This window comes from Vibrio qinghaiensis (assembly GCF_002257545.1).
GTDB lineage: Bacteria > Pseudomonadota > Gammaproteobacteria > Enterobacterales > Vibrionaceae > Vibrio > Vibrio ordalii.
Genome location: NZ_CP022742.1, coordinates 849262 through 861656, shown reverse-complemented (window position 1 = coordinate 861656; position 12395 = coordinate 849262). Strand labels below are relative to the sequence as shown.

Annotated in this window: 11 protein-coding genes; 10 read left to right on the top strand and 1 reads right to left on the bottom strand. The window is 44.7% G+C overall.

What is annotated here, in order from left to right; genetic code table 11:
• Nucleotides 1-41 precede the first annotated feature (41 nt).
• From CCZ37_RS17745 to CCZ37_RS17720, 6 genes are all read left to right on the top strand, one after another.
• Complete coding sequence (locus CCZ37_RS17745) at nucleotides 42-902, top strand: DUF4123 domain-containing protein (RefSeq protein ID WP_094501799.1); 861 nt, start codon at nucleotides 42-44, stop codon at nucleotides 900-902.
• Nucleotides 903-904: 2 nt separating this feature from the next.
• Complete coding sequence (locus tag CCZ37_RS17740) at nucleotides 905-2827, top strand: lipase family protein (RefSeq protein ID WP_094501797.1); 1923 nt, start codon at nucleotides 905-907, stop codon at nucleotides 2825-2827.
• On the top strand, nucleotides 2824-3549 hold the full coding sequence (tsiV1, locus tag CCZ37_RS17735; protein ID WP_094501795.1) for a type VI secretion system immunity protein TsiV1: 726 nt from the start codon (nucleotides 2824-2826) through the stop codon (nucleotides 3547-3549). The genes CCZ37_RS17740 and tsiV1 overlap by 4 nt, the downstream gene beginning before the upstream one ends.
• On the top strand, nucleotides 3549-4265 hold the full coding sequence (locus CCZ37_RS17730) for a hypothetical protein (protein WP_094501793.1): 717 nt from the start codon (nucleotides 3549-3551) through the stop codon (nucleotides 4263-4265). Before tsiV1 ends, CCZ37_RS17730 begins: the two co-directional genes overlap by 1 nt.
• The gene (locus tag CCZ37_RS17725) at nucleotides 4262-4996 is read left to right on the top strand and encodes a hypothetical protein (RefSeq protein WP_094501791.1); all 735 of its coding nucleotides are present in this window, start codon (nucleotides 4262-4264) and stop codon (nucleotides 4994-4996) included. The genes CCZ37_RS17730 and CCZ37_RS17725 overlap by 4 nt, the downstream gene beginning before the upstream one ends.
• Nucleotides 4997-5137: 141 nt before the next feature.
• Nucleotides 5138-5317, top strand: a complete 180-nt coding sequence (locus tag CCZ37_RS17720) for a hypothetical protein (RefSeq protein WP_094501789.1) — start codon at nucleotides 5138-5140, stop codon at nucleotides 5315-5317.
• Between the two features lie 94 nt (nucleotides 5318-5411).
• On the opposite strand, the gene CCZ37_RS17715 is transcribed toward CCZ37_RS17720, so the two are convergent.
• The gene (locus CCZ37_RS17715) at nucleotides 5412-7202 is read right to left on the bottom strand and encodes a hypothetical protein (RefSeq protein ID WP_094501787.1); all 1791 of its coding nucleotides are present in this window, start codon (nucleotides 7200-7202) and stop codon (nucleotides 5412-5414) included.
• Nucleotides 7203-7925: 723 nt separating this feature from the next.
• Here CCZ37_RS17715 and CCZ37_RS17705 point away from each other — a divergent pair.
• The 4 genes from CCZ37_RS17705 (at nucleotide 7926) to secF (ending at nucleotide 12060) form a co-directional block, all read left to right on the top strand.
• Complete coding sequence (locus CCZ37_RS17705) at nucleotides 7926-8612, top strand: SH3 domain-containing protein (RefSeq protein ID WP_208613949.1); 687 nt, start codon at nucleotides 7926-7928, stop codon at nucleotides 8610-8612.
• A gap of 82 nt (nucleotides 8613-8694) precedes the next feature.
• Complete coding sequence (locus CCZ37_RS17700) at nucleotides 8695-9219, top strand: hypothetical protein (RefSeq protein WP_094501781.1); 525 nt, start codon at nucleotides 8695-8697, stop codon at nucleotides 9217-9219.
• Nucleotides 9220-9316: 97 nt separating this feature from the next.
• Entirely contained in the window at nucleotides 9317-11155 is a 1839-nt protein-coding gene (secD, locus tag CCZ37_RS17695) for a protein translocase subunit SecD (protein WP_094501779.1), read from the top strand.
• 2 nt (nucleotides 11156-11157) lie between these two features.
• The gene (secF, locus tag CCZ37_RS17690) at nucleotides 11158-12060 is read left to right on the top strand and encodes a protein translocase subunit SecF (RefSeq protein WP_094501777.1); all 903 of its coding nucleotides are present in this window, start codon (nucleotides 11158-11160) and stop codon (nucleotides 12058-12060) included.
• The last annotated feature ends 335 nt before the right edge of the window (nucleotides 12061-12395 follow it).

The following is a 12395-nucleotide window of genomic DNA, read 5'->3' as shown; positions in this document are numbered from 1 at the left end:
TTATTAAACGCAGAGCAAGCCCATATGCCAGCCGTAAGATTATGCTCTACGCAGGGGAAACCATCATGATCCTCTCTTGGTTTCAACAGCAGCAAAATCATCGCTATTGGTTAGTTGATCGCAAGCTTCACAAGCAGGCCTTACAGCAAAATGGGGGCTTTGGATTTGAAGAGGCCGTGCCTCTGTTTTATGGTGCAATGTTTACTGAGGTGATGCCACTCTCTCCATGGTTAATCCCTGTTTCTGAATCGGTATTGTCGCTCCCTGAAGCGTTACTTGAACAGGGTATTGGGCTGTCAAGCCATGCCGTGGGTGATGAAGTTTTGCAGCATCTTCGCAGTTTATTAATTGCCGGATTAGAGGGCGAGGAAGTGATGTTTCGCTTTTACGATAGGTCGGTCATTATTGCTATGCTAGCGAGAATGGACCAATCAGAAGTGAACCAGTTTTTGGGCAATATCAATCAATTGGCTGCATTAGGTGATGGAGATCAAGGCCACGATCGAGATCAAGGCCACTTAGTCACGTTTGACAACACCTCGCACGCGCCATTCAATGCTCAGCAAGGCTCTTGGTGGGTGATAAAATCGCATCATCTTGATAAACAAGAGAACTTACCTTTGTTAAAAGCTAACCTTGAATCTTGGTTATGGCAGCATTTCCCCAAGGCAATGGACCAGCACCTTACGCAAGGGCGTGATATCGCTTCCATGCTCACACCGTTTCTCTCTGCTGCTGAGCAAACCTTAACGTATCGTGTGATGAGCGCGGCCATCGCGGCGATTATGGGTAACGAATACTTGGCTCAGCCTAGCATGATAGAACTGATCAAAAACAATCAAAATGAAGAGATTAAATACGCTTTGCATGCCTTAAGTCGCCAATTACAACATGAGGGATAATCATGGATTCATTTAACTATTGCGTGCAGTGCAATCCCGAGAAAAATTGGTTGGAACTGGAGTTCATGAGTGAAAACGATGAACCGATTGATGGCCTTGCCGTCACCATTACGAACAAAATTTCGTCCCATACACACACGCAAACCACCAGCGCCGGTAGAGTGTTATTTGCAAATATTGCCGCAGGTGAATGGCGCGCTTCTGTCAGCCAAGCCTCTTTGTTAAGCGAAGTCGAAAAGTACGCCAGCCGTAAAGAAGGGCAAGAGTCGCCAGTGAAAATCCGTGCATCGGCAGAGTTTGATGCTGTTGATCAAAGCCCGAAACGGTATCACAGCACTACCATCGGTGATTTTTGGGATGAGGCCCCGCAAGATGAGTTTTTACAAGAGCATCATAAAGGGATAGATACCAATGCCTCTGCGGAAAAAGCAGGGTTCAGCCTTAGCCACAACCAAAGTTACGTTTTCGAAATCAAAGCACTGCGCAGTTATATGCCAGTGATTATTGATACCGATGAATTTAGTTTGGTGAATAGTTATACCTTTGCGTTGTTGTCCAAATTAGCTTATGCGACTAACGATTTTAATAGGGATGATGGTAAGACAACAGATAATCAGGGTGCGATTAGTACGGTAATTTCTCAGTTAAAGCGCAAAGAAAGACCAACTTATTCTGGAGATTTACAGGCGAAATGGCTACTAGAAGAAATACCATACAGCAGAGCTTTAAGTGCTCAATATTATGCTGAGGATGATGTTGGCAGTGAAGGTTACATCATCTTCAACGATGAATTGGCGATTATAGGTGTGAGAGGTACAGAGCCTTATTTCCAGAGTAAGAAACCACCTGTTGACAACACTAAATTTAAAATTATAAAAGCGGCTTCAGGTATGGCGGCTGTGATTGCGGATAAGATAGAAAGTGCTACCGATTCACCAGGAATGAAAGACCTTATTATAACGGACCTTGATGCTGCGCAAATCGCCCCCGAAGAGTTTGGTGGAACGTATATCCATCGGGGGTTTTACCAATATACGATGGCTTTGTTATCTTTGATGGAGAAAGATCTAGGACTACATAAAATAAAAAAATTCTACTGTTGTGGCCATAGCTTAGGGGGCGCTGGTGCATTACTTCTAAGCGCATTGATTAAAGATAGCTATCATCCCCCAGTATTGCGTTTATATACATATGGAATGCCACGTACAGGAACGCGCAGTTTTGTTACTCGGTATCAGAATATTCTGCATTATCGTCATGTTAATAACCATGATTTGGTTGCTCAAATCCCCATGACATGGGCAAATACCGATCTTACAGAGGGGCTAGATAAATGGGATGTATTTAGTAGTGGTATAACATTGATTAAAAAAATGCTTACCGATAACGACGATGATAATTATCTCCACCATGGTCATTTATCGCAGTTATTAACTTATAATGATTCTGACCAGATTTTACTGACGCCAAGGCAAACACAAATCACTATGCTAGATCTGGCAAAATTAGCCAGTAATGATTCTGTTACTTTGGTAAATAGCTTATCCGACGCTTCAATTGCAGAGCATGGAATGGAATATTATATCCCTAATTTGTGGCAACAAATGTATTCTTTAAGTAATGAAAGTTTAATGGTGCATTACCAGCAAGCGATATCAGCTCTCGATCAAGAAATTGCTACTTTACAGAAAAATTATCTCACCGTTAAACAAACTTGGGCTGAATCTTTAGGAAATGCTACACCAGCGTTGAGCATTGGACGTTTGATGAATGAGATGAATTCTATAAATAAACTAATAGAAAATCGCAATAAAATAAGAGGAGAGCTCAAGCAGATAGTCTTTGACCCTCAGCGCTTACCACTAGCGAAGTTATTAATAGCGCAAAAAACATTGCCTGATGAAATTAAGGATCAACTACAATGAAGTTATTGAATAACCTCACAATGAAAAAGCGAATATTAATTATTGTACTATTCATCGCATTATTTTTCCTTGGGTATGATTATGACCAGACTTCTCAACCGAATATTTGGGGTGATGAACCTGATGAGTCCTATATTACTATATCAGGCAAAAAGCCTATAGATGCTTATTTAGAAGTTTGGACTCATTTTTGGGTGACAGGAGATGAGTGTGAGGCTTATTCCTACGATTTATTTGGTCAAAAAGCTCATAAAGGAGGAAAGATAAGTCAGAAAATTACGCATGATTTTGCTAAAGATGGTTCAAATTTTGAATTTAGAATTCCTTACCAAACGTATAAGAACTCACAAAATTGTATAGTGGAATTAAGAGACTTTTCCATACAAGCTCACAATGATTTTGATACTGTAGGCTTTGCTCAGTTGCGATTTTCTCCGGCAGGCAGAGAATATTACAATCGAGAGGTTGAGCTAAACTCATTGATTACAGCAGATAATTGCAATAGTGATATATTTAAAAGTGTAAGAAAAGAGTGGGCAGGGGCCATTGGTTGTCATTTTTATGTCGATGGAAAGAAAAAGACTAAAGATGAAGAATTTAACGCCTACACCGTCTACTACGATTTCTCGAAATTTAATAACGACACCGTGATTCATTACGATATTTTAGCCGGTGAAAATTACCGCTCTGAACCGTTAGATAAAGAGAAAGGGCCGCAATAGTGAAATTTATCACTAATACTAATAGGAAAAAAAGAATATCAATTATTGTACTATTCATCGCATTATTTTTCCTCGGGTATGATTATTACCAGACTTCTCAACCGAATATTTGGGGCGATGAACCTGATGAATCCTATATTACTATATCAGGTAAAAAACCAACCGATGCTCACATAGTTGCATGGGCTGCATTTTGGGTAACGGGCGATGAATGTAAAACCTATTCCTATGATATGTTTGGCCGTAAAGCTCATCAGGGAGGGAAAATTGACAAAAAATATACCTATAATTTTTCAGACGACCCAAACCGTTATGAATTACGTTTACCTTTTAAATCTGTAGTAGATAATAATGATTGCAATATTGAATTGAGAGATTTTCAGGTAAATGTCTTAAATAACTTTGATGGGATCGCAGGATTTAGAGCTTATTCTCAGGGCGAGCTGCCTTATGAAAAGGCTATTTCTACATCGATGATAATAGAAGCACGAGATTGTAATGCTGAATTCCACCATGGGAAAAACGATATGTGGGATGGATGGTTTAACTGTGAGTATTTTGTTGGTAATAAATCCAGACTAAAAGATGTTAGACCTTATGAGTTCTATTACGATTTTTCTCAGTTTTCTGATGATACGATAATAAAATTTAATGTTTTAGCCGGCAAGAATTACCGCGCTGAGCCGTTAGATAAAAAGATAGGGCCGCAAGAGTGAAATTTATCGCTAATACCAATAGGAAAAAGCGAATATCAATTATTGTACTATTCATCGCATTATTTTTCCTTGGGTATGATTATTACCAGACTTCTCAGCCGAATATTTTGGGCGATGAACCTGATGAGTCCTATATTACTATATCAGGCAAAAAGCCTATAGATGCTTATTTAGAAGTTTGGACTCATTTTTGGGTGACAGGAGATGAGTGCGAGGCTTATTCCTACGATTTATTTGGTCAAAAATCCCATAAAGGAGGAAAGATAAGCCAAAAAATTACGCATAATTTTGCTAAAGATGATTCACGTTATGAATTTAGGATCCCTTACCAAACGTATAAAAATGAACAAAATTGTATAGTGGAATTAAGAGACTTTTCCATTCAAGCATACAACAAATTTGATACTGTTGGTTTTGCCCAGTTACGAGTTTCACCAGCAGGCAATGAATATTATAATAGCTCAATTGAGCTTGGTTCTTCTATTGAAGCAAAAAACTGTAGAGCAAGATATTACGAAGATTTGAAAGAATGGTCTACGGGCTTAGCATGCAGTTTTTATACTAATGGGAAAATCAGAGATAAAAGAGATTTAGTCGAATTCAACGCTTACACCGTCTATTACGATTTCTCGAAATTAAATAATGACACCGTGATTCATTACGATATTTTAGCCGGTGAGAATTACCGCTCTGAGCCGTTAGTGCAAGAACAAGCTGCTGTAGTGCAGTAATTAGGCATAACGTCAGACTTTAATTGCGATCTTCCCAAACTGCGGCAGGTTTGTGTGAAGCCAAACGTTGTTTATTCAAATGGTTACATTTAAACTCGTTGCAACATCCTTATCGGTTACCCTACCAAGAATAGAAGGCTCGTGCTAACACGGTCATCGTTGAAAAATCGAGTTGGGTTATCGGTAGATGAAGCACATCCTGTAACAATAGAAGCTCAGCCTGTAACAATAGTGGCTAACCCAGAGAAGCAAGCAGGCGAGGAATTCGATAAGATGTTAAAAAATGCCAGTCAGGTTTATCTGACTGGCATTACAGCATAGAAGGGGCTTTTAGCATCATTTTGGTAGCTTTCTACTCTCATCTCGCCCTTTGCCTCTGACACATCCAGACCTAATGGGACCTATGATGCGTTCGTTACTCGTGATGCAGCGTGATGCAATCCAGTCCGCCGTTACCGCGCAGCAGAGCCTCCGCTTGATTCAACTCCTTCCGTTTATTACTGGCTGTCTGCCCTACAAAATAGGGAGTGATCCCTGCTACTTCACCTTTAAGCCAGGTGGCGAATGCTTGATTGAGCGGATCGATGCTGGATGCATTGGTGATGTAAAAGGCCTGCTGGTTGGTGCCCATGATGCCGTTCATCCAGTTCACGTGTCGCTTGCCCACCTTGAACGCGCCCGGGGCGGCGATGGGGGTCAGGCCAGTATCGCTTAACTGCTGGTGGATTAGGGTGTGGATCTTGTGCCAGCGCTCACTCTGCTGGCGAAGGTTAGTCACGCTCTGGGTGAGTTCCTGCTGCTCGCTGTCGCTTAGGTTGCCATTGTCGGCCAGTACTTTTTCGAGCAGCGCTGCACTTGCCGCATAATCGTTAAGCAGGATGCGTCCATCGGCCAGTGGGCGTATGGCCATATCGAGGTGGAAACCGGGCTGGGCCAGAATCACTAGGTCCCGTTCTGCCACCTTGAGCTCTTTCGCCATCAGATGCTGGCTGATGGCCATCATGGCGAGGAAGCGGCGGGTCTGATGCTCTTGTTCGGCACTGTCTATTTCTTGTCGTTGGTAGCCACCAGCCTGTAGCATGTGGCCTAGTCGGGCCAGAGTTGCAGCATCGGCTGCCAGCGTCGGTAGAGTATTCGCTATCTGTTCGTCGCTGAAGTCGGAATGGAGGTCGGCAGTTACCACCAGAGAGGCGTAAGCAAACTTCAACTGCAATAACAAGTCGAAGGAGGCCGGCAGTGGTTGACCATGGATGGTACGATAGCGTTCGGCAATCCGTTCCCCTTGCTGGGGGCTCAGGAACATTCGCTGTTTCGCCGCCTCCAACGTTTGCGAATCTACCTCGCTCCTAGCGAGCCTAGCCTTGGCGCGTGCAGTTTTGGCAAAAGCGTGGCGCTGCTGATCATCCAGCCCCTTTGGCAGCAAGTTGGCCGCTTCCAGCAAAATGAGGTCCACCTCGGTGTCATGGCCGCTCTGGTAGGTATGGGGTTGTCCAAGAAATTCACTCTCACTCAGCTTCAGTTTAAAATCGCCGTTGCGCTCCATCTTCTCCTGCTGGGCGGCGATACGTTCACTATCCAGCCTGCTGTGGTGCAGAGCGGTCTGCAGCAGAGCGTCACGGCCGATCAGGGCATAGGGTGTACCGTCCGCACGCCGGCCAGTCAGCATGTTGCCGCCATCAATAATGGAGAAGGTAGGGATGAGTTCACGTCCCTGCGCCTCGGCGAAGCGATTGGCTTGGGAGAGTGTTGCGTCGTTGAGTCCCTGAGAGGCTTGTATACCGAGGCTGTGATGACCCTCCTGCTCGGCTTGTGGGGTTTGATCGGTCAGAGCGGTGATGAAGGCGTGGTAGCTATCCTTGTCGGCTAGCGACGCCCGAGGGCGGAAGATCAGTGCGCCATCGCGCGACGGCCACATGTTGTCCTCAGTCCAAGTGTACATGTCGCTGTGGGTGTTGACCGAGAACCCCTGCTCTATGCCAATCTGCTCCAGCTCCGCTACCAGTTCCGGTTCGATCTGAATGGGCAGGTGGAGCTGATTGATCTTGTTGCTCAAGTCGTCCTGTGTCAGCTGAAAAGTACGATCGAGGGCGGGGGAGTGCTGACCGTCGGTGAGCGATGGATCGTCGGGGAAGATCAAAGGTGCTGCCATGGCAGAGTGGAACCAGAAGAGGGTGGAGATGGCAAGTGCCACGCTAGTTTTGCGCATGATTATTTCCTATTGTATGGCGGGAGAGACCCGCAAGTCTGAATATCGGCATGCAGCTCAGTGCCGCACACTTCGCGTGGAACCATAACCCGCTGAATAAATAAACATAAGTGCAAGCGAGAATTCTTTGCATTCATTTTGCAAACCTTACCAAGCTAAAACATTATGCATACTGATAATTCGATCTCGTTTGTAGATGCAGTGCAGATTCGCTCCGCGTGCCTCTGATCCTCAATCTTATGGCGACGGCCCCTAGCACATAAACCAGATTGCCGAATGGCCAACCGGCAGAGATGAAACCAGTAAACGGGCTTTGCCGATTACGTGTTGTTTGTGGGCCTAAAGCCGATAGGAATTGTCGAAGCGAAAAAAGACAACCAAGATGTGGCAGCCAAACTGAACTGCGTTGATGTATCGCTTGATTCAGTTGCAGCGCTTTAAACGCGTATTGTTCCTTGTTGACCGACCCCCAAACGACGAGCCCGCCGAAAAGCTGCTTGCGCGCATTACCGAAGAATTTGAGTCCTTTATTCCATTTATAGGCTGATTTTGCAGAAGATTGACGCATAGCATCAAGTTCAGGATTAGGCTGCCGTTAGTGTCGCTATGCGTTCGCAAACTAGACAAAAATGACATTCGGAGATTTCAACTATAATTAACGAACAATTAAAGCGTGCCGTGCCGAACAAGGTTGCGCACAACAAGAAAGGAATGAGCAGCAAGATGAAAAAAATGCTGATGTTTCTATTATTGCTGCTTGGGCTGGCGGGCGCAGGCGCTGGCTATTACTTTCTTTATTATCTTCCCGAGCAAGAAGCACTGCAGGCCGATTCGTCGAGTTCGAACGATGAAGAACAAGTGCCAACCACTGAGACGGCTCCTAAAACGGCCTTGCCAGCAAAACCGCTCGTTAATGATTTATATGTCGATTTAGCAAGGCTTGGGGTGAGAGAAAAGCCCGATGCACAAGCGTTTGTTGAGCGGGTTCTATACCGTGGTGATAAGGTAAAAATCTTGGAACGTAAATCGGGTTTTGGCCGCATTACCGATTATTTTGTCTATGAGGAAAACGGGCCTGAAGTCGCGGAGTGGATACCTTTGGATGGTTTAGTGGAGCAAGCCCCGCTGATCACAGCCGAGGAGCGCCGTAAAACGGTCACGCAGTACATTGCGAATTCGGATGATTTTAAACTCTATGAAACGGCTTTTGTGCAGAAAACCGATGAGTTGTTAAAAGACGGAACTTGCGTACCAGAAGATTTTGAAGAGCTTGGTGGTTGGGTAAAGTCATTCAAATATCAACAACGTGAAGTCTATTTTGTGTATTGTGGCGGCCAGAAGTTAGCCAACAAAATTTATTTTGATACACAAACCAAAGCGGTGTTTTACGTTTCTAGTGAGCCCCAATAAGCACAATATTTAGATCTTTTTACTTGAGGCTTACACGGGGCAGGAATATGATGCTAGCTTGAGTTGAGAGGAATTCTTTTCCATGCATTGGCACTTTATTAAATATGTCTGGTTTACGTTTCTTGCGGTGGTTTTGCCTTCGCAAGCGTTTGGCTATTTAATTGAAAGTGAAACGCACCGCGACGCTGAACCTAAAGTCAGCCTGCAACGTGATGCTGAAAAAATGCCGCTCACGGCGATTGTTGATCAGCAAACATTGCCTCAAGCTATTGCTATTCAACAACCTATCTCTGATCAACAATCAATATCTGTTCAACAGGATAAACAAACGGCTCCACCCGTATCAAAATCGCTTCACTCAGACACTTCTGCTGCAATCGTCACTGCGTCTCGTTGGGGGGTAACTTCCCGAGTCGTTGAATACGATGGCCCCACTTTTGTCGATAACACGCCCAATTACGACGTAACCGTCGCTCCCTTTAGGCTTTATCTTTTTCCTGTCGCTGAGTTGGTGGCATGGCAAGCTCGCCCCTATAGTTCTCACCACAGAATTTCTGGCTGGAAAGAAACCAATGCCATGTATGTGGCGTTAAATAGCCAGTACTGATCCTTCTTACTTTATATCAAGTGACAAAGTCACTCGCTTGTTCATTTAACTTGTTTATTTAAAGTAATAACAACTCAGCTTTGCTGAGAGGATTGGTATGAGAAAAACAAATAATAAAAAGGCGTCAGCACGTCTTATTAATCACTATTCTGCGTGGAAGTATATCGTATTGGCCGCCACTTTGGTTGTGCTTGCCTTGAGCGCTATACCCACCTGGTATGGCGAACAGCCGTCTATCCAACTGCAAGTCTCAGCTAAAAATGAGATGCTTAATTCAGTCGTGGAATTGACTCATCTACTCGAAAAAAACGATATTGCGGTGCAAAACATACAACAGCAAGGTGGGAAAACGACCTTGGTTTTTGCTGATGAAGTCCAGCAAACACACGCCAGAGAATTGCTCGATGGCATGATTGAAAAAGAAGACAGTATTACGTTCTCTTACGTTTCGGTTGCACCAGCATGGTTGACGAATTTAGGTTTTAACCCGATTAAACTAGGGCTAGATCTGCGGGGTGGTGTGCAATTTTTGCTGAACGTTGACGTGGATAAAGCATTCCAAGAGCAGCGTGACAGCATGATCGATACCGTGAAAGATAAGCTGCGTGATGAGCGTCTTCGTAGCGTGAAAGTTAGCTCTGAAGGCATTGATAGCTTCAAAGTGATGAGCAATTCAGCTGAAGATCTCAATAAAATCAATGCATTCCTTAAAGAGACTTACTCAGGGTGGGATATCCAACGCTCTTCTGATCAACTACTGATCAAGCCTTCAAAACAGAATCGAGTCGATTTCCAATCAACGACGTTGCAACAGAACCTCAAGATTATGCGTGATCGCATTGAAGAGCTAGGCATCACTGAAGCGATGGTCCAGCGCCAAGGCGAACACAGTATTCGTATCGAATTACCGGGCGTACAAGATCCATCACAAGCGAAAAACGTGATTGGTGCAACGGCGAGCCTCGCTTTTTATGAGGCGAAATCACCCAGCGAAGCGTTTACGTCGCAAGACATTGTGCTCAAAGATGAAAATGGCCGCAATGTGGTGCTCACTAAACGGCCGATATTAACAGGCGAGCACATTGTCAATGCGCGCGCTGGCATTGACCAAATGGGAATGTCTGAGGTTAACATCTCGCTTGACCACGCGGCTGGTAAAATCATGAGTGATTTTTCATCCAAGCATATCGGTAAGCCGATGGCGACTGTGTATCGCGAATACACCACTAATGCTCGTGGCGAAACCGAGCGGAGTGAAAAAGTGATCAGTGTTGCGACTATTCAATCGCAGTTGGGTAGCCAATTTAGAATTACCGGCTCAGGCACAATGGCAGAAGCGCAACAGCTTGCGTTATTGCTGCGTGCAGGTTCATTAACTGCTCCGGTCACTATTGTTGAAGAACGCACCATCGGCGCCTCACTGGGCGCGGAAAATATTCAAAATGGTTTTGCCGCATTAGCCTTAGGCATGGCATTGACACTGACGTTTATGGCGCTTTGGTATCGCCGTTTGGGCTGGGTGGCGAACGCGGCGTTGCTGTTTAACATGGTGTGTTTGATTGGCTTGATTGCCTTATTGCCGGGTGCTGTGCTGACCTTGCCGGGAATTGCTGGCCTGGTTTTGACGGTTGGTATGGCCGTCGATACCAACGTGCTGATTTTTGAACGTATCAAAGACAAAATTGCAGAAGGACGTAATTTCGCCCAAGCGATTGATTCTGGGTTTAGTAGCGCCTTTAGTACTATTCTTGACGCTAACGTTACTACTATGATCACGGCTGTAATTCTGTATTCGATCGGTAATGGTCCAATCCAAGGCTTTGCGCTGACTTTAGGGCTCGGCATTATGACCAGTATGTTCAGCGGTGTGTTTGCTTCGCGTGCGGTTATCAATCTTATTTGGGGACGAGATGCTCGTCGTGATGTAAGGGTATAAACATGATTGATTATTTGAAAAACCATATTCGTCCAATTCGTTACATCACGAGCGTACTCTCTGTGGCATTGATGCTGATTTCGTTAGTGGCGTTTGGTGTAAAGGGCCTCAACATGGGGTTGGATTTTACTGGTGGGATGGTCACCGAAGTCACGGTCGATAAAACCCTCACCAACAAAGAGTTGCTGCAAGCGTTGAAACCTACATTAGGGGATTCAACGATGATCACCAAAGCCGGTGAAGAAGGGCGTTGGGTTATCCGTTACGCGCTTCCTGAAAGCGATCAAGAAACGCCTAATATCCCAGCTCTGCTCAGCGATGTCTCTGAACAGGTGACGGTGGTAAGCAACAGTATGGTCGGCTCGCAAGTGGGGCAAGATCTGGTTGACCAAGGCAGCTTGGCGCTGATGATTTGCTTGCTGTGTATCTTAGGTTACTTGTGTTTCCGCTTTGAATGGCGTTTAGCGAGCGGCTCGTTATTGGCTTTGCTGCATGACGTTATTTTAGTGCTCGGTTTCTTTGCCCTGACACAGATGGAGTTCAACCTAACTGTGTTTGCGGCGGTGTTGGCGGTATTGGGTTATTCATTGAACGACTCCATTATCATTGCCGACCGTATTCGTGAACTGCTCGTGGCCAAGCAAAGCACGCCAACCAAAGAGATCACCGACCAAGCGGTGATTGCGACTTTCTCACGCACTATGGTGACTTCGGGTACGACATTACTCACCGTTTCCGCATTATGGTTTATGGGCGGGGAGCCGCTTGAAGGGTTTGCCATTGCAATGTTCATCGGTATTATTTCTGGAACTTGGTCTTCAATCTCAATCGGGACTGTGTTACCAGAGTGGTTGAAACTTGAGCCTAAACATTACTTGCCTGTAGTGGTGGATTCCGCGCCTTAGGAGCCTTCGCATATTTCTACATACTAGTTATACCCTTCTCACTTGAAGCTGCAGCGGTGTTGGCTACGTTCACTCACCCCAATCACATAGTTTATCTATGCTCATGGGGATGAACTTACTTGCCTACCTGCAACTTCAAGTTGTTTGGGTATAGCAATAGAGTTTTTGTTTCATCGAAAGAGCGCCGAAATATAGGCGCTCTTTTTATTGGAGTAATATCTATTTTCTCTAATGATTTATATTCTCTTATTCGCTTGCTACTTGAAGTTGTAGCGGTGTTAGTTGAGTTTGTTCACATTAATTACACAATATATTTAGACTCATAAGGTTTCATT